This is a genomic window from Rhodococcus sp. RD6.2 (assembly GCF_001040705.1).
Taxonomy (GTDB): Bacteria; Actinomycetota; Actinomycetes; order Mycobacteriales; family Mycobacteriaceae; genus Rhodococcus_G.
Map to the genome: position 1 here is coordinate 106,841 of NZ_CVQP01000008.1, position 16,634 is coordinate 123,474.

General features: G+C 69.3%; 17 protein-coding genes. 8 read left to right on the forward strand and 9 right to left on the reverse strand.

Going from position 1 to position 16,634, the window contains the following annotated elements; all coding sequences use genetic code 11:
- Positions 1–13: 13 nt before the first annotated feature.
- Genes RHCRD62_RS17240 through RHCRD62_RS17255 form a run of 4 tightly spaced genes read right to left on the reverse strand, consistent with a single transcriptional unit; the run spans position 14 to position 2,775 of the window.
- Positions 14–631, reverse strand: coding sequence for a riboflavin synthase (locus RHCRD62_RS17240; protein WP_050065982.1), 618 nt, complete (start codon positions 629–631; stop codon positions 14–16).
- 47 nt (positions 632–678) lie between these two features.
- Positions 679–1,731, reverse strand: a complete 1,053-nt coding sequence (gene ribD / locus RHCRD62_RS17245; protein WP_050065983.1) for a bifunctional diaminohydroxyphosphoribosylaminopyrimidine deaminase/5-amino-6-(5-phosphoribosylamino)uracil reductase RibD — start codon at positions 1,729–1,731, stop codon at positions 679–681.
- 2 nt (positions 1,732–1,733) lie between these two features.
- A complete protein-coding gene (gene rpe / locus RHCRD62_RS17250; RefSeq protein WP_050065984.1) occupies positions 1,734–2,417 on the reverse strand; it encodes a ribulose-phosphate 3-epimerase in 684 nt (227 codons plus the stop codon).
- A gap of 10 nt (positions 2,418–2,427) precedes the next feature.
- Complete coding sequence (locus RHCRD62_RS17255; protein ID WP_050065985.1) at positions 2,428–2,775, reverse strand: MmcQ/YjbR family DNA-binding protein; 348 nt, start codon at positions 2,773–2,775, stop codon at positions 2,428–2,430.
- Between the two features lie 199 nt (positions 2,776–2,974).
- On the opposite strand from RHCRD62_RS17255, the gene RHCRD62_RS17260 reads away from it, so the two are divergent.
- The 3 genes from RHCRD62_RS17260 to RHCRD62_RS17270 all read left to right on the forward strand — a co-directional run bounded on the left by RHCRD62_RS17260 (position 2,975) and on the right by RHCRD62_RS17270 (position 6,716).
- Positions 2,975–4,345 carry a hemolysin family protein gene (locus RHCRD62_RS17260; protein ID WP_050065986.1) on the forward strand — a complete coding sequence of 457 codons (1,371 nt, stop codon included), beginning with the start codon at positions 2,975–2,977 and terminating at the stop codon, positions 4,343–4,345.
- The gene (locus RHCRD62_RS17265; protein WP_050065987.1) at positions 4,338–5,342 is read left to right on the forward strand and encodes a hemolysin family protein; all 1,005 of its coding nucleotides are present in this window, start codon (positions 4,338–4,340) and stop codon (positions 5,340–5,342) included. Before RHCRD62_RS17260 ends, RHCRD62_RS17265 begins: the two co-directional genes overlap by 8 nt.
- Before the next feature lie 93 nt (positions 5,343–5,435).
- Complete coding sequence (locus RHCRD62_RS17270) at positions 5,436–6,716, forward strand: hemolysin family protein (protein WP_050065988.1); 1,281 nt, start codon at positions 5,436–5,438, stop codon at positions 6,714–6,716.
- Here the strand turns inward: RHCRD62_RS17270 and RHCRD62_RS17275 are convergent.
- The 3 genes from RHCRD62_RS17275 to RHCRD62_RS17285 are packed head-to-tail and all read right to left on the reverse strand — an operon-like array spanning position 6,710 to position 10,144.
- Positions 6,710–7,057 carry a UBP-type zinc finger domain-containing protein gene (locus tag RHCRD62_RS17275; protein ID WP_050065989.1) on the reverse strand — a complete coding sequence of 116 codons (348 nt, stop codon included), beginning with the start codon at positions 7,055–7,057 and terminating at the stop codon, positions 6,710–6,712. The genes RHCRD62_RS17270 and RHCRD62_RS17275 overlap by 7 nt on opposite strands.
- Positions 7,050–8,489 (reverse strand): ATP-binding protein, encoded by a 1,440-nt coding sequence (locus tag RHCRD62_RS17280; RefSeq protein WP_050065990.1) that lies wholly within the window; start codon positions 8,487–8,489, stop codon positions 7,050–7,052. The genes RHCRD62_RS17275 and RHCRD62_RS17280 overlap by 8 nt, the downstream gene beginning before the upstream one ends.
- The gene (locus tag RHCRD62_RS17285) at positions 8,486–10,144 is read right to left on the reverse strand and encodes an NAD(P)/FAD-dependent oxidoreductase (RefSeq protein ID WP_050065991.1); all 1,659 of its coding nucleotides are present in this window, start codon (positions 10,142–10,144) and stop codon (positions 8,486–8,488) included. The genes RHCRD62_RS17280 and RHCRD62_RS17285 overlap by 4 nt, the downstream gene beginning before the upstream one ends.
- 186 nt (positions 10,145–10,330) lie before the next feature.
- On the opposite strand from RHCRD62_RS17285, the gene RHCRD62_RS26635 reads away from it, so the two are divergent.
- The 3 genes from RHCRD62_RS26635 (at position 10,331) to RHCRD62_RS17295 (ending at position 12,562) form a co-directional block, all read left to right on the forward strand.
- A complete protein-coding gene (locus tag RHCRD62_RS26635) occupies positions 10,331–10,456 on the forward strand; it encodes a hypothetical protein (protein ID WP_301280728.1) in 126 nt (41 codons plus the stop codon).
- Between the two features lie 358 nt (positions 10,457–10,814).
- Positions 10,815–11,399: a Chromate resistance protein ChrB gene (locus tag RHCRD62_RS17290; protein WP_050065992.1), complete on the forward strand. Its 585-nt coding sequence runs from the start codon at positions 10,815–10,817 to the stop codon at positions 11,397–11,399.
- On the forward strand, positions 11,396–12,562 hold the full coding sequence (locus tag RHCRD62_RS17295) for an MFS transporter (protein ID WP_050065993.1): 1,167 nt from the start codon (positions 11,396–11,398) through the stop codon (positions 12,560–12,562). The genes RHCRD62_RS17290 and RHCRD62_RS17295 overlap by 4 nt, the downstream gene beginning before the upstream one ends.
- 31 nt (positions 12,563–12,593) lie before the next feature.
- On the opposite strand, the gene RHCRD62_RS17300 is transcribed toward RHCRD62_RS17295, so the two are convergent.
- On the reverse strand, positions 12,594–13,643 hold the full coding sequence (locus tag RHCRD62_RS17300; protein ID WP_050065994.1) for a lipoate-protein ligase LplAB: 1,050 nt from the start codon (positions 13,641–13,643) through the stop codon (positions 12,594–12,596).
- Positions 13,644–13,670: 27 nt separating this feature from the next.
- On the opposite strand from RHCRD62_RS17300, the gene RHCRD62_RS17305 reads away from it, so the two are divergent.
- Positions 13,671–14,024 carry a VOC family protein gene (locus tag RHCRD62_RS17305; protein WP_050065995.1) on the forward strand — a complete coding sequence of 118 codons (354 nt, stop codon included), beginning with the start codon at positions 13,671–13,673 and terminating at the stop codon, positions 14,022–14,024.
- Positions 14,025–14,052: 28 nt separating this feature from the next.
- Here RHCRD62_RS17305 and RHCRD62_RS17310 read toward each other — a convergent pair whose 3' ends face one another.
- Positions 14,053–14,505 (reverse strand): hypothetical protein, encoded by a 453-nt coding sequence (locus RHCRD62_RS17310; RefSeq protein WP_367379652.1) that lies wholly within the window; start codon positions 14,503–14,505, stop codon positions 14,053–14,055.
- Between the two features lie 181 nt (positions 14,506–14,686).
- Here RHCRD62_RS17310 and RHCRD62_RS17315 point away from each other — a divergent pair, with 181 nt between their 5' ends.
- Positions 14,687–16,504: a multicopper oxidase family protein gene (locus tag RHCRD62_RS17315; protein ID WP_050065996.1), complete on the forward strand. Its 1,818-nt coding sequence runs from the start codon at positions 14,687–14,689 to the stop codon at positions 16,502–16,504.
- Positions 16,505–16,634: the final 130 nt, after the last annotated feature.

The window sequence follows — 16,634 nt, forward strand, 5'->3', positions numbered from 1 at the left end:
CCGTGTGAGGCCGTCACGTGTCCTGGTTACCAGCTGCCTGCAACCGCTCGACGTACTTGGCGATCACGTCGACCTCCAGGTTGACGAGCGTTCCCGGGGTGGCGGTCCCGAGAACCGTCAGAGCGAGGGTGGTCGGGATCAGGGAGATCTCGAACCATTCCTGATCGGCATCGCCGCCGAGTGCGGACACGGTCAGCGAGACGCCGTCGACCGTGATCGACCCCTTCTCCACCACATACCGCGAGATCGACGCGGGCAGGGAGATCCGCACGACCTCCCAGTTCTCGGACGGGGAGCGGCTGATGATCGTGCCGGTCCCGTCGACGTGGCCCTGCACGAGGTGGCCGCCGAGGCGGCTGTTCAGTGCGGCGGCGCGTTCGAGGTTCACCCTGCTGCCGACGGCGAGGTTGCCGAGGCTCGAGCGATTCAGCGTCTCGGCCATCACGTCGGCGGTGAAGCTGTCACCGTCGAGGACGTCGACAACCGTCAGGCAGACGCCGTTGACGGCGATCGAGTCGCCGTGGCCGGCGTCGGACGTGACGAGCGGGCCGCGGACGGTGAAGCGGGCCGCGTCGGCCAGGTCCTCCTTGGCGACGATCTCGCCCAGTTCTTCGACGATGCCGGTGAACACTGTGTCGTTCTCTCCTCGTGAGTTGGTCCGGGGTGTGGCGGCGTGATTCATGTGCGGTCCGAACGTTGCGGCAGCAGCGTGAGCAGCAGATCGGGGCCGACGGCGTCGACGGACTCCCGCGTGAACCGCAGCGCCTGCGCGATGGTGCCGACTCCAGCATCCTCCACGGCTGCGGCGCCCGCACCGAGCAGTACCGGTGAGAGGAACGCGTGGACGCGGTCGATCAATCCCGCCTCCAGGAACGCGCCGGCCAGATGCGGCCCACCTTCGAGCAGGACGTCGGGCCGGTCGGCGAGCGCGGCAAGCACCTCATGCGGGTCGCGGGTCCGCAGGACCAGCGTTTCGGCGGCATCGTCGAGCACCCGCGACGACCGCGGAATCTCGCGTTCCCCGACGACGACGCGCAGCGGTTGCCGGTCGGCGAGGGAGCCGTCGGGTTCGCGGGCCGTCAGCCACGGATCGTCGGCGAGGACGGTCCCGGTGCCGACGACGATCGCATCGAGTTTCGCGCGTTCGAGGTGGACGAGAGCACGCGCCTCCGGACCGGTGATCCACTGGCTGGTGCCGTCGGCCGCGGCACTGCGGCCGTCGAGGCTCGCGGCGAACTTCCAGGTCACATGGGCCCGGCCGGTCCGCTGACGGTGCAACCACGCCCGCAGCGACGTGCGTTCGACGAGGTCTGCGCCCACACCGCCGAGCACGTCGACCCCGGCGGCCCGCAGTGTGTCGGCGCCTCCCGCGGCCTGCGGGTTGGGGTCGGTGACGGCGTAGACGACGCGCTCGATGCCCGCCTCGATCAGTGCGGCCGTGCACGGGCCCGTGCGGCCGGTGTGGTTGCACGGTTCGAGGGTGACGACGGCGGTGCCGCCACGAGCGCGGTCCCCCGCGACGCCGAGCGCCATCACCTCGGCGTGCGGCCCCCCGACGGGACTGGTCGCGCCGACCCCCGCGATCAGTCCATCCGTGTCGAGAATCACAGCACCCACGGGCGGATTCGGGCTGGTTGTGCCTCGCACGCGTTCGGCGGCGTCGTTCGCGATGGCAACCGCGGCGAGGTCCTGCTCGGCGGCATCCTCGCGGCGGTGCGCACTGCCCGGCACGACTAGACGGCCAGTGTCAGATGCGGCGACGCCGACGCCGCCTGGGCGCGGAGCTTGCGCACCGCCTCGGCGGGATCGGCCGCGCCGTAGACCGCGGAGCCGGCAACGAAGCAGTCGACGCCCGCTTCGGCTGCGGCCTCGACTGTGTCGGTGTTGATGCCGCCGTCGATCTCGACGAGGAGCGTCAGCTCACCGGAGTCGACGAGCTTGCGGACGGCGCGGGCCTTGCCGAGCACGTCGGGGATGAAGGACTGTCCACCGAAGCCGGGTTCGACGCTCATCACGAGCAGCGTGTCGAACTCCTTGAGGATCTCCAGGTAGGGCTCGATCGGGGTTCCGGGCTTGACCGACAGGCCCGCCTTCGCGCCCGCGGCGCGAATGTCGCGGGCGACGGCGACCGGATCGTCGGTGGCCTCGGCGTGGAAGGTGACGTTGTGTGCACCTGCCTCGGCGTAGGGCGGTGCCCACCGGCCCGGGTTGTCGATCATCAGGTGGCAGTCGAGGGGAATGTCGGTGGCCTTGAGCAGCGACTGCACGATCGGCAGGCCGAGGGTGAGGTTCGGCACGAAATGCGCGTCCATCACGTCGACGTGGAGCCAGTCGGAACCGGCGACGGCGGCGGCTTCGTCGGCGAGTCGAGCGAAATCGGCGGACAGGATGGACGGTGCGATCATCGGGTGAGCCACGCCGACGAGCTTAGTCGCCGTCGCCGGGGCGTCCTGCGAGCAGTCGCTTCGGCGCAGTGCGGCACCACGCCTCGGTGACCAGTTCCACCAACTGGTCGTGGTCGACGGCGTCGAGATCGACGAGGATCGCCCCGTACCCGTCGTAGTGCGGCGTCGTGTAGAACGCGCGGTCGCCCGATGACAGCAGGGCCTCCTTCTCGTCGAGGCCGCAGCACACCACGAGACCACCGTCGGCATCGCTGCGCAGACGGACGAAGCCCTTGCCCGCCACCTTCAGCGCCGGGGTGCGGTACCAGGTGGATTCCGCGACCTCCGGCAACCCGCTCGCGGCGGCGACGACGTCTTCCCAGGTGTGCATGCAGTCGAGTGTGCGCCACCGATCGGCGTGAACCTTGGACGAATGCGCACATCACGCGATGGGCGATTTGCCCTATTCTCGACGGGTACCCGTCTGAACCCACACAGAGAGAGTTCATGAAGAGCGCACGGCGCAAACCTCGAAGACCCGTACCGCCCCGCACACCCCACGGTGCCGCGACCCTCCCGGAGGCGCGACCGTGATCACTGTCCTCACGATCCTCTTCGGCGTGGCGGTCGTCCTGCTCATCACCGCCGTGACCGGCTACTTCGTCGCCCAGGAATTCGCCTTCATGGCCGTCGACCGGTCCCGCCTCACCGCGCGTGCCGAAGCCGGTGACCCCGCCGCCGCACGCGCACTCGCCGTCACCCGCCGCACCTCCTTCATGCTGTCCGGCGCGCAGCTCGGCATCACCGTCACCGGCCTGCTGGTCGGCTACGTCGCCGAGCCGCTGATCGGCCGCGGACTCGGGGAACTCCTCGGCGGCGTCGGGATCCCCACCCCTGTCGGGGTCGGCATCGGCGCGATCGCGGCCGTACTGCTGTCCACCGTCGTCCAGATGGTGTTCGGCGAGTTGTTCCCGAAGAACCTCGCGATCGCCCGCCCCGAGCTCGTCGCGGGCCGCCTCGCCTTGTCGACGACGCTGTACCTCACCCTGTTCGGCTGGCTGATCACACTGTTCGACGCGTCCTCGAACCTCCTGCTGCGGGCGCTGCGGATCGAACCCGTCCACGATGTCGAGCACTCGGCAACCGTCCGCGACCTCGAACACATCGTCGCCGAGTCCCGAAACACCGGCGAGCTCCCCCGCGAGCTGTCCGCACTGCTCGACCGCATCCTCGACTTCCCCACGCGCACAGCCGAACACGCGATGGTCCCGCGTTCCCGGGTCGATGTGGTCCGCGCCGACGAACCCGCCTCCGACGTGATCGCGCGGATGGGCTCCGGTCACACCCGCTATCCCGTCGTCGGCGCCTCGAGCGACGACCTGGTCGGCGTCGTCCACCTGCACGACCTGCTGGGTGCACCCCCGACGGGCACCGCCGCGGATCACGCGCGCCCCGCGGTGCTCGTTCCGACCACGCTCCCGCTGCCGGACGTCCTGTCCCGGTTGACGTCCGCGAAGGACGAAATGGCGCTGGTCATCGACGAATACGGCGGCTTCGCGGGCGCCGTCACGATCGAGGACATGGCCGAGGAACTGATCGGCGAGATCGCCGACGAACACGACCCGGATCGCGAGGCGACCGACGTCGAGGCCGTCGGCGGCGGCTGGCTGATCCCGGGCGCGGTCCACGTCGACGAGGTGGGACGCATTCTCGACCGGGACCTGCCGGAGGACGACGACTACGAGACACTCGCCGGTCTGGTGATCGCGCGGTTCGGCGGGCTGCCCGCCGTCGGCGACACCGTGACGATCGCGTTGCCGACCGATCCCGCGGACCTCATCGCGAATGAACCACCACCACCGGAGTCGCTGCACGTCGAGGTGCGGGGCGTCGACAAACACGTCCCGTCGTCACTGTTCGTCACCGTCGCAGAAGATGTGAAGGGGCAGGGCGATGAGTAACCCCTGGATCGTCGTCGCCGTCACCGTCGTGCTCATCGCGGCCAGCGCGTTCTTCGTCGCCGTCGAGTTCGCGCTCATCGCCGCGCGCAGGCACCGATTGGAGGACGCGGCACCGAGCAGCCGGTCGGCACGAGCCGCGCTGCGCAGTGCGTCCGAACTGTCCGTCCTGCTCGCCGGCTCGCAGCTCGGCATCACCGTCTGCACCCTGGCACTGGGTGCGGTCACGAAACCCGCTGTCCACCACTGGCTCACACCGATGTTCTCGCACTGGGGTGCGCCACAGTGGCTCGCCGACGTCGCCGGTTTCGTACTGGCCCTGCTGATGGTGACGTTCCTGCACCTGGTCGTCGGCGAGATGGCACCGAAGTCGTGGGCCATCGCCCACCCCGAGAGGTCGGCGACGCTGCTCGCGATTCCGATGCGCGGGTTCATGTGGCTGACCCGCCCACTCATCGTGAGCCTGAACAGGCTGGCGAACTGGTGCCTGGTGAAGGTCGGTGTGCAGCCCGTCGACCAGGTTGCGTCCGGGCAGGACCCGGCGGCGCTGCGGCATCTCGTGGAGCACTCCGCGACGGTCGGCACCCTCGACGAGCGCTACCACGGGCATCTCACGGGGGCGCTCGAACTCGACTCGCTCACCGTCGGTGACATCGTCCGGCCGAACACCGAACCGAGCAGCGTCTCCGCCGACGCGACCGTCGAGGTGATCCGGGCGACCGCCGATCGGCGTGGCCACCTTCGACTGCTCGTTCGCGACGCGGGCGACGTGCTCGGGGTGGTGCATGTCCGCGACAGTCTGGGCACGGCGTCGGACGTGCGGGCACGCGACCTGATGCGCCCAGTCCTCGGCTTGGCGACGGGGACACCGGTGTACGCGGCGCTGGCGACGATGCGGGACACGCGCAGTCACATCGCGATCGTGCGCAGCGACGACGGAACGCTCGTCGGACTCATCACCCTCGCGGACGTCCTCGCGCGACTGCTGCCGACTTCCTAGACTGACCGGACCCCGGTCCGTCGAGTACGACGAAGGAGGGATCATGGACGGTGACGTGAGAGCCGTCCGCCGCACGCGGTCAGGGTCCGTCCCGTGAACACCGACACGGCACTCAACGTCGGGCTGGTCCTGCTGTTCATCCTCGTCGGGGGCGTGTTCGCGGCGACGGAGATCGCTCTGGTGTCGTTGCGGGAGAGCCAGATCCGGGCGCTGTCGCAGCGAGGCAGGCGCGGCGCCCGAACCGCGGACCTCGCCAGGAACCCCAATCGGTTCCTGTCCGCGGTCCAGATCGGGGTCACGGTCGCCGGCTTCTTCTCCGCCGCGTACGGCGCATCGGCGATCGCGCCCGACATCGCCCCCACCCTCCGCGGGTGGGGGCTCTCGAGCGACACCGCCGACGTCCTGGCGTTGATCGGCACGACGCTCGTCGTCGCCTATCTCTCACTGGTTCTGGGCGAGCTGGTGCCCAAGAGGATTGCGCTCCAACGCTCGACCGGCGTCGCCCGGGCCACCGGCCCGCCGCTCGACCGGTTCGCGGTGCTGATGCGTCCGGTGATCTGGCTGCTGTCCGTCTCGACCGACGCGGTGGTCCGGCTCCTCGGCGGCGACCCGTCCCGGACCGCCGAGGCCGTCACCCCCGAGGAGCTACGGGAACTGCTGATCGGACACGACGCGCTCCCCGCCGAGCAGCGAAAGGTGCTGTCGGAGGTGTTCGACGCCGGGAACCGCACGCTGACGGAGGTGATGCGCCCGCGAACCGAGGTGGATCACCTGGAAGCGGACAGCACCGTTCGGCAGGCCCGGGATCGCGCGATCGAGCTCGGGCACAGTCGCCTTCCCGTCGTGGTCGGTGGTTCACTCGACGCCGTCCTGGGGTTCGTACACCTGCGGGACCTGTTCCGGGCGGACGGTGACGCGGTGGTGGCCGACCTGTGCCGCCCGCTGGTGCAGTTTCCCGGCAGCAAGCGGGCACTGTCAGCGCTGGCGGAGATGCGCCGCGAGAACGTCCAACTGGTTCTGGTGATCGACGAGTACGGCGGTTCCGCGGGCATCGTGACGCTCGAGGACATCGTCGAGGAACTCGTCGGCGAGATCGGCGACGAGTTCGACGACGCCACCGAATCCGACTCGTCGACCTCACGACCGGACACCGTCGACGGCCTACTTCTCGCCGACGACTTCGAGAAGCAGACGGGCATCGCACTGCCTCCCGGCCCGTTCGACACCGTCGGTGGATTCGTCATGCACCGACTGCAACACGTCCCCCGGGTCGGTGACGCCGTCACCGTGGGCGGTGTCAGCCTGACCGTCGCCGCACTCGACGGTCATCGCGTCGATCGCATCACCCTGGGCGCCGCCGACAGCCCTCAGTGAACGTGGTCGCGCCAGTCCAGCGGTACCCGGCCCTCCGGTCCCGGCGCGGGCTGATTCAGTGGGTGGTGCCGGGGCTCGGCGAGTTCCGGTCCCTCGTACATCCGCTCGGTCCGGTAGTTCCAGAACCAGTCCTCGCCCGGCTCGTAGCTCTGTACGAACGGGTGACCGGTCGCGGCGGCGTGCGCCGACGCGTGCTGCGCGGGCGACGAATCGCAGCACCCGATGTGCCCGCACTCGGCGCAGCGACGCAGGTGCACCCACCACCCCTGCGCGGCGTCGCAATCGACGCAACCCGGTCCGCTCGGCGGCACGTCCGGCGCGATGCCCTCGATGTCAGTCATGTTCTTCTCCCTCCGGTGCGGTGAGCGGGACACGGACCACGAATTCGGTTTTCCCAGGGCGTGATTCGACGCGAATGTCGCCCCCGTGCCGGTCGACGATCCGCCACGAGATGTCGAGACCGAGGCCCGTCCCCTCCCCGACCGGTTTGGTCGTGAAGAACGGCTCGAAGATGCGGCCGCGCAGGTCGTCGGGGATGCCCGGCCCGGTGTCCTCGATGACAACGGCGAGGCGGTCGCCGTCTGGCCGGGTGCGGACGGTGAGCGTTCCGCGGCCATCCATTGCCCCGACGGCGTTGTCGACGAGGTTGGTCCACACCTGGTTGAGTTCGGCTGCGTGTACCGGGATCGGCGGCAACGTCCGGTCGTAGTCCTTCACCACCTCGACGCCCGTGCCGATCTTTCCGCTGAGCATCACGAGTGTGCTGTCGAGCAGATCGTGCACGTCGGAGACCTGCACGGGGGCCCGGTCGAGCTGCGAATACTGTTTCGCGGCACCGACGAGGTTGGTGATCCTGGAGGTGGACTCGGTGATCTCGTTCATCAGCAGTTCGGTCTCGATGGTGTGCGCGAGCCACCCGACTGCACTGGCGAGAATCTCCGGGTCGACGGTCGACGCGACCCGCTCGAGCCAGGCGACGTCCAACCCCGCCTGCACGAACGTCGGCGCGAGGGTCCACGCGCCCGCGATGCCGTGGTTCTCGAGCCACGCACCGAGTTCGTCCTCGCGGTCGGATTCCTCCAGCGGACTCAGTGTCGGCGCGCTCGCGACGACCCCCACCGCGTCCTCCTGGATGCCGATGAGCAGGTGAAGCACCGCGGGGTCGTAGGCACCGGACGCGATCAGCCCCAGCTTGTGCCGCATCTTCACGACCCGGTCCCGGAGTTCGGAGGTGGCCCGGACGGCGGCCGCCGCGGGATTGTTCAGCTCGTGTGTCAGGCCCGCCGACAGTGATCCGAGGGCCAGCAGGCGTTCGCGCTGGTCGAGGATTTCCCGTGCGTTGCGATTGCCGAAGAACAGCCCCTCCAGCAGGTGCAGTGCCATCGGGAACCAGTCGGCCATCAGGCGCGCGAAGTCCCCGGCGTCGAGAACGAAGAACGTGGCGCCCTCCGGCACCATCATCGATCCGCTGTAGACCTGCGGAACCCGGTCACCCATGTACGCGGTCCATGCGCCCGCGTAGGACCCGCGGTGCGAGGTGCGTGACATCTCCACCTCACGCGTACCCGACAGCACCGTCAGGACCACCGTGCCGTCGAGCAGGACGTAGAAGCAGGTGGCGGGCTCCCCCTCCCGGTACACCGGACCGGGTTCCACCGTCTCGATCCGCCCCACCCGGCACAACTCGTCCAACTGGTCGTCGTCGAGTTTCTCGAAGAGGAACAGTGTCCGCAGCAGGTCCGGCGAGCAGACCGGCACCGCGCCGCCGCTCATTGCCGGTCCAGGTAGCGGTGCACCAGCATGACGGCCATCGCGCCTTCACCGACCGCGGACGCCACTCGTTTCGCCGAATCAGCCCGTACGTCTCCGGCCGCGAACACCCCCGGGACACTCGTTTCCAGGTGCTGAGGTGGCCGGTCGAGATCCCAGCCGTGTGGCCGACGCCCGTCCACGACGAGGTCGGGACCGGCCACGACGTATCCGGCGTCGTCGCGGACGACGACGCCGTCGAGCCAGTCGGTGCGGGGCGCGGCACCGATGAACAGGAACAGCCAGGGCGCATCGACGGTGTCGACCGCTCCGGTGACGTTGTCGCGCAGCATGATCCGCGACAGGTGGTCGTCGCCGTCCGCTCCGATCACCTCCGAGCAGGCGCGGACGACGATGCGCGGGTTCCGGGCGATCTGCTGGATCAGGTAGTGCGACATGGACGCGTCGAGGGATTTCGCGCGCACCACGATCGTGACCGAGCGGGCACTCCTCGCCAGATAGACCGCCGCCTGGCCCGCGGAGTTCGCCCCGCCGACGATGTACACGTCCTGGTCCGCGCACCGCGCCGCCTCGGTGACCGCGGAGCCGTAGAACACGCCGCGGCCGGTGAAGTCGTCGATCCCCGGCACCGGCAACTGCCGGTAGGACACCCCGGTCGCGAGGATGACGGTGTGCGCGTCGAGGGTGGCGCCGTCGGCGAACCGCACGGTCCGCGCGGACCCGTTCACCTCGAGTGCCACGACCTCGCGGGTGGTCACGATCTCGGCGCCGAACTTCGCAGCCTGGCGCCTGGCGCGGTCGGCGAGCTGGCCTCCCGACAGCCCGTCCGGGAATCCGAGATAGTTCTCGATCCGCGAACTCTGTCCGGCCTGCCCGCCCGTGGCGGTGCGCTCGATGAGGACGGTGCGCAGCCCCTCCGATGCGCCGTACACGGCCGCGCCGAGCCCGGCCGGGCCGCCGCCGATGACGACGAGGTCGTAGAAGTCGGCACAGGGTGTCGTGGACAGACCGACGCGGTCCGCCAGTTCCGAATCGGTCGGCTCCACCAACGCCCGGCCGTCGCTGGTGATCACCACCGGCAACCGCATGCCGTCGGCGCCCGCGGCCTCCAACAACCGCTGCCCCTCCGGCTCGTCCGACATGTACCACCGATACGGACACTGGTTACGCGCCAAGAACTCCCGCACCTCCGACGACCGCGCGGACCACCGGTGTCCGATGATCCGAATTTCGGTGACGGGCCGGGAGTCCGACGTCGCCCACGCCTCGAGCAACGCATCGAGGACCGGATACAGCTTCTCCTCCGGCGGATCCCACGGTTTGAGCAGATAGTGGTCGAGGTCGACGACGTTGATGGCGTCGATCGCCGCGTTGGTGTCGGCGTACGCGGTGAGCAGCACGCGCTTCGCGGCGGGATACAGGTCCATGCCCTGTTCGAGGAATTCGATGCCGCTCATGCCCGGCATCCGGAAGTCGGCGAGCAGCACAGCGACTGGATCGCCCCGCAACTTCATCTCCTTGAGCGCGTCCAGCGCGTCGGCCCCCGACTGCGCGCGGACGATCCGGTACGACTCCCCGTACCGACGCCGCAGGTCGCGCACGATGGCGCGGGAGACGTTCGGATCGTCGTCGACGCTGAGGATCGCGGGCAGAGCCATCGCACTCCCATCCGGGACCGGGGAATCCACTCGACATCGAGTATCGCAACGTTTGCAGCGTCGCGCGCCCCGCCCTCGCGCCGGCGGAGGCGCTCAGCCGACCGATTCGGACGGTGGGAGCATGCACATCGGCGGCGGTGGCACCTGATACTCCTCGCATCGTTCCTGTCGGCGTTCAAGCTGCTGTTGCCGTTGCTCGTCGCGGCGGTCCTGAGCGTCCCGGTCCCGGTCGCGGTCATCGTCCGAACCATCGTCGAGCGGACCATCGACACCGACTACGGCCACCGGTGCAGTGACACCCGGGAGCGCTGACGAATTCGCAACCGATGAGGGAAATGCGAGTAGCGGGACAGCGACGGCCCCGGCAGCGAGAAACTCGACGAAACTGACGGCCAACGTCATGATCGTGCCTTCCTTCCGGTCCGAAAGACCGGTCGCGGCACAGCAGTCGCCGACGGACAGCGTCGGGTGGTGTCGCCCAGCCCTCCAGCAGGCGCGGAATGCGGGGCTCCGCGGGGAGCGAACCCGCTGTCCCCGGTTCTCGATATCCGATAACCGGGACTGTGCCCTCGGCATCCGCAGGACCCAGTACTGAGTGAAACGCCTCACGCTCCGCGGTATTCCCGTCGGGGTCAGCTTGGGACTTGTAACGCCTGTTACATTTCAGAGTGTGACTGCTGATTCCTCCTCGAATGTCGAGTGGACGGTGCTGGTGATCCGGCTCGCTGCCGAGCCGACGCGACACCGCGTTGCGGTGTGGCGGGAGCTGCGCAAGGTGGGCGCACTGTCCTTGGGGCAAGGCGTGTGGGCGGTCCCCGACGTCCCCGCGTTCTCGGCCGGCCTCGGCAGAGCGAGGGAACTCGCAGGCCGCGCCGGCGGCGAGACCGTCGCGCTACGCGCCACCGGTGTCACCGACGACGACTCCGGTCGATTCGAGGCGATGTTCACCGCCGCCCGCGAGGACGACTGGACCGAATTCCTCTCCGACTGCGACAAGTTCGAAGCGGAGATCGACAAGGAGATCCGCACAGCGAAATTCACCCTCGCGGAACTCGACGAGGAGGAGCAGAGTCTCGAGCGACTGCGACGCTGGCACCGCGACATCAAGGCTCGCGACGTGTTCGGCGCCCCGAGCGCTGCGGCCGCCGCCGCACGACTCCGCCACTGCACCGACCGACTCGCGGACTACACCGAGCGGGTATTCGAGACGCTGCACGGAACCGACAGCACGAGCCCCCGAGAGGATGCGGAATGAGTTCCCCGAGTACGACGCCACCGACCTGGCAGGTGTGGCCGCTGTACGCGGCGGGATTCACCACCGCCTTCGGTGCCCACTCGGTTGCGGCCACCCTCGGTTCCGACGCCGGTGACCTGCAGAGCTCGCTCCTCTACCTGGGTCTGCTCCTCGCCCTGTACGACGGCGCCGAGGTGATCCTCAAGCCCGTGTTCGGCACCCTCGCCGATCGGATCGGCGCCAAGCCCGTGATGATCGGCGGTCTGATCGCGTTCGCCGTCTGCTCTGCGCTGTTCGTCGTCGCCGACGACGAAACATGGCTGTGGGTGACGCGCCTCGGGCAGGGCGCCGCGGCGTCGGCGTTCTCCCCCGCTGCCGGCGCCCTCGTCGCACGGCTGAACCCGAACGCCTCGCACGGCAAGGCGTTCGGCAGCTACGGCTTCTTCAAGAGCATCGGCTATACCCTCGGCCCGTTGATCGGGGGCGTCATCGTCTGGCTCGGCGGACTGCCGGCCCTCTTCGTGGTCCTCACCGTCGTCGCCGCGGTGACCGCCGTGTGGGCCGCGGCCGCCGTGCCCGCGGTACCGCCGCTGCCGAAGACCCGGCAGACCGTCGTCGACCTCGCCCGGCGCCTCACCGACCGCACCTTCCTCGCACCGACCGCCGCGCTCGCCGCCGCGACCGCGGCGCTGTCGGTCGGCGTCGGGTTCCTCCCGGTCTCCGGTGCGGCGGCGGGCCTCGGCCCGGTCGCGACCGGAGCCGCGGTGTCCGTCCTCGCCGCGACCGCCGCGTTCGTCCAACCCCAGATCGGACGTCGGTACGACGCGGGCAGGTTCACCGCCCGCGCGGGCATCAGCGTCGGCCTGCTGATCACCGCCGCCGGTCTCGCCTTCGCAATGGTGCCGGGCCTGGCGGGCGTGCTCGTCGCGGCCGTCGGTATCGGCGTCGGCACCGGCATCATCACTCCGCTCGGCTTCGCGTCCCTCGCGTCGTCGACTCCCCCGGAACGCATCGGGCAGACGATGGGCGCGGCCGAACTGGGCCGCGAACTCGGCGACGCGGGCGGCCCGCTGCTCGTCGCGGGCGTCGCCACGGTCGCCACGCTCACCGCCGGCTACGGCGTCCTGGCCGTCCTCGTCGCGCTACTACCCACGGTCCCGAAGTTGCGCAGTCCCGTGCCGTGAGTCCGGGTGTCCGCAGGCGGGCCGAAAGGCGTCACGGCACCCGGCGCGTCCAGGCGTCCGTCGTGAACTTGGTCTCGACCAGTTCACGCGCGGCGGCCAGTTCGGCGTCGGTGTACTCGCTCGGCCGGGTGTCATAGCGGGCGCGGAAATGTGCGACGAACGCACCGATGATCTCAGCCCTCGACATGCCGGTCTGGGAGCGCATCGGGTCGACCCGCTTGCCGGAGCTGGTGATTCCCTTGTCGGAGATCTTCTCCCGGCCGATGCGCAGCACCTCGGTCATCTTGTCGGCGTCGATGTCATAGGACATCGTCACGTGGTGCAGCACCGCACCGGCGACGAACCGCTTCTGTGCGGCGCCGCCGATCTTGCCGTGCTCGGAGACGATGTCGTTGATGAGGACGTACCGGGCCTTGATACCGACGTCGGCGAGCGCACCCATCACCCACTGGTCGAGGAACTCGTAGGACCGCTCGAAGCTCAGTCCGTCGACGAGCGAGGTGGGAACGGACAGCGAGTAGGTGATGCAGTTGCCCGGTTCCATGAACATCGCGCCGCCGCCGGAGATGCGTCGCACGATGCCGATGCCGTGTCGCGCCGCAGCCTCCTCGTCGACTTCGTTGCGCACCGACTGGAACGAGCCGATCACCACGAGCGGTGAGTCCCAGTCCCAGAACCGCAGCGTCGGCCCGCGTTCCCCCGACGCGACCTCTCGCGTGATGACCTCGTCGAGCGCCACGTGCATCGCCGGGTCGAGCACGACCGGCCCGACGACGTCGAAGGTGTGGTCGTACCAGCCCGTGGCGTGGCCGAGTGCGCGACGGATCGCGATGCCAATGGATTCGGGGGTGAACCCGATCATCGCGACCCCGTCACCGAGTGCATCCGTGATCGCCTGCCCCAGTTGCGCGGCATCGGCATTCACGGACATGCCGGTCACCGCGGCGACGATGTCGCCGAGCGCCTCGTCGGGTTCGAGGAAGAAGTCGCCGGACAGCCCCACCCGCGACAGCCGCCCGTCCTCCGTCTCGACATCGACGATCACGAGTTTGCCGCCGGGAACCTTGTACTCGCCACGCATCGGTCCAGCCTAACTACGATCGACACCATGCGAGTCAGGCGAATCACCACGAACCTGCCGGTGGCCGACATCGACGCCGCGAGGTCTTTCTACACCGACTATCTCGGCTTGAGCACCGAGGAGTTCAACCTCGGGTGGGTCGCCCGCTATACCGACCCCGAGACGGGCGCCCACGTCCAGCTCGTCACCGGAGACGCGACGGCGCCCGAGGATTCAGCGATCTCGGTCCACGTCGACGACCTCGACGCCGCCTACGAGGAAGCGGTCCGGGCCGACTACGAGATCGTGCATCCCCTCACGGTCGAGAAGTGGGGCGTACGACGGTTCTTCGTGCGCGCACCCGACGGCACGGTGATCAACGTCGTCGCACACCACCACTGAAGGCAGGAGTGTGACGCGAGCGCGCGTCTCACCCCACCGGAGCGAGCGCGACGACCACCGTCACCGAGCCCTTGTCGTCGCGGCGGCTGACGGCGTGCCCGGCCCTGGTCCCCTCCGGAAGCTGCAGCTCGATCGGACCACCCTCGCCGGTGAAGTTGCGCCACCAGGTCTTCTGATCGGGAAGTGCGACGCTCACCGACACCTCGTCGCCACTACGGCGATACGCGACGGGAAGCTCGACGCGGTTGCCCGATCTGCGCCCGCGATAGGCGAGCACGACCATCCCCCGACCGAGCAGCCGCCCGACGACCGGGAGTTCGAGCAACGGGACCACTGCCTTGTTGACGACCTTCGCCGCCCGTGAGAATCCACCCATGCCCGCGAGTGTGCCCGCGGACGCCGCCCACCGCCAGGCGGCAGCCGAACCCCGACCGCCACCGGCACCGTCCAGCGCGCGAAGTGCGCACCGTTGCTCGCTCATCCTCACGCACAGCCAGTTCCCGCACGACCCGACCCGCCGTCGGCGATGTGCAGAAGGGACCCGAGGCCCTAGGGCCGCGGGTCGTTCGGATGCGATGGATAGCGGCGTGTCGCGGCCGACCCCTCGGTAGCATCCCGAGCAGTTGCTTCTCCCTGTGCCTGACAGCCAAAGGAGTTCGACGATGAAAATCTCGCGACGCGGATTCTTCGGACTGACCGGTTCGGCCGCCGCGCTCGGCTGGCTGGGCGCACCCGCGGCCTCCGCCGCACCGGGTGCACCAGTCCCACCGCCGCCGGTCCCGATCCCCGATCTGCCCCCACCCGTCGACCCGAGTCCGTTGAATTTCTCGTCACCGCCGCTGCGCCGGTTCGTCACCGACCTGCCACGCTTGACGACGACGGCGGCGGCGGGAACGCTCACCGCGCAGTCCAGCACCCACGCGTACCACCCGGATCTGCCGACGACGACAGTCCTCGGATACCACGCCGGACTCCTCGGCCCGACACTCGAAGCCCGGCGCGGCTCGCCGGCAACGGTGTCGTTCGCCAACGGGATCGACATCAATCCGCTCGGCGACGCCGTCGACCTGACGATGCACGGCGCCACCGAGGAAGACCGGACGAATCCACGGACGACGGTGCACCTGCACGGCGCGCCGAGCCGTCCTGACTCGGACGGGCACCCGTTGATCGCGTGGCGGCGAGGCGGCGTGCAGACCAATCACTACGCCAACTCCCAGGAGGCCACCACCCTCTGGTACCACGACCACGCGATGGCGAACACCCGACTGAACGTGCAGGCCGGGCTCGCCGGGTTCTATCTGCTGCGCGACGAGTTCGACACCGGACGCGCCGACAATCCGCTCGGGCTGCCGGCCGGCGAGTTCGAGGTGCCGATCATGGTGCAGGACCGCATGTTCAACGCCGACGGAACGCTGCAGCCGCGGCTGGCCCGCTTCCAGCCTCCCGGCTACAACCAGGGCGGCCAGTTCGGCGACGTCGCCGTGGTCAACGGGGTCGCATGGCCACGGATGCCGGTGCGACGCACGCTGTATCGGCTACGACTCGTGCAGGCCTCCAATTCGCGCACCTACCGGTTCGGGTTCTCGAACGGGATGCGGTTCACGGTGATCGGCGGCGACCAGGGCCTGCTCGACGCCTCGGTCGACACCGACCACATCGTCATGACCTCCGGGGAACGCGCCGACCTGCTGGTGGACTTCTCGGCGCTCGCGCCGGGCGAGTCGGTGACACTCGTCAACACTGCCCTCAACAGTTCCGGCAACGCCGTGCTCGGGGTCCCTGCACTGCCCGAGATCATGCGGTTCGATGCGGATCAGGCTGCGGCCGCACCGGTTCCGATACCGGGACGGCTGCGCGGCGGGCCGGGACTCCCCCCGGCGATCGCCCCCGCCACCACCGACGGCGTCGCCCGCACCCGGATCATGACGTTCCTGGCCCGGTTCGACCTGAACCGCACGGCCGCGGTGCTGCCACTGGCGGGGACGATCAACAATCTTCCGTTCCTCACCGACGACGTCAACGTCGCCCAGGCCGGCACGACCGAGATCTGGCAGATCGTCAACACCTTCCCGTTCGAACATCCCGTCCACCTGCACCTGGCCCGGTTCCGGGTGCTCGGCAGGCAGAAGCTGTGGACCGCCGGCTACATGGCCGGCTCGCCCCCGCCGCTCGAGGACGGCATCCGCTGGGCTCCCGACCCCACCCCGTTCCTCATCGGGCAGCGAACATTGCCGGCAGCGTGGGAGACGGGCTGGAAGGATACCGCGCTCGTCGAGGCCGACGCGGTGCTCACCCTCCTCGTGCGCTGGCCCTCGGCCGCCGACCTCGGCTTCGACCCGGACGCACCGATTCCGGTCCCTGCCGACGCGGAGGGGCACCACGGTGCCGACCAGGAGAACCGCGGGTACACCTGGCATTGCCACAACCTCGAACACCAGGACCACGACATGATGCAGCCGATCCGGGTTCACGGGTGAGCATCGGCCGCCCGAATTCTCGGCGGGGTCACCTACAGCGCGACCCGGCGACGAATCGACTGCACAACAAACACGGACGTGGACCGCTCACCTGAACTCGCGCCCTGTGCGAGCGTCGAACGGGCGGCTA

What these genes read in the sequence shown, in the direction of transcription:
- RHCRD62_RS17295 (WP_050065993.1), top strand. Translation starts at nt 11,396, where the DNA reads ATGAGTTCCCCGAGTACGACGCCACCGACCTGGCAGGTGTGGCCGCTG.
- RHCRD62_RS17285 (WP_050065991.1), bottom strand. Translation starts at nt 10,144, where the DNA reads ATGGCTCTGCCCGCGATCCTCAGCGTCGACGACGATCCGAACGTCTCC.
- RHCRD62_RS17255 (WP_050065985.1), bottom strand. Translation starts at nt 2,775, where the DNA reads ATGCACACCTGGGAAGACGTCGTCGCCGCCGCGAGCGGGTTGCCGGAG.
- RHCRD62_RS17280 (WP_050065990.1), bottom strand. Translation starts at nt 8,489, where the DNA reads ATGAGCGGCGGCGCGGTGCCGGTCTGCTCGCCGGACCTGCTGCGGACA.
- RHCRD62_RS17265 (WP_050065987.1), top strand. Translation starts at nt 4,338, where the DNA reads ATGAGTAACCCCTGGATCGTCGTCGCCGTCACCGTCGTGCTCATCGCG.
- RHCRD62_RS17315 (WP_050065996.1), top strand. Translation starts at nt 14,687, where the DNA reads ATGAAAATCTCGCGACGCGGATTCTTCGGACTGACCGGTTCGGCCGCC.
- RHCRD62_RS17300 (WP_050065994.1), bottom strand. Translation starts at nt 13,643, where the DNA reads ATGCGTGGCGAGTACAAGGTTCCCGGCGGCAAACTCGTGATCGTCGAT.
- RHCRD62_RS17305 (WP_050065995.1), top strand. Translation starts at nt 13,671, where the DNA reads ATGCGAGTCAGGCGAATCACCACGAACCTGCCGGTGGCCGACATCGAC.
- RHCRD62_RS17310 (WP_367379652.1), bottom strand. Translation starts at nt 14,505, where the DNA reads ATGAGCGAGCAACGGTGCGCACTTCGCGCGCTGGACGGTGCCGGTGGC.
- RHCRD62_RS17275 (WP_050065989.1), bottom strand. Translation starts at nt 7,057, where the DNA reads ATGACTGACATCGAGGGCATCGCGCCGGACGTGCCGCCGAGCGGACCG.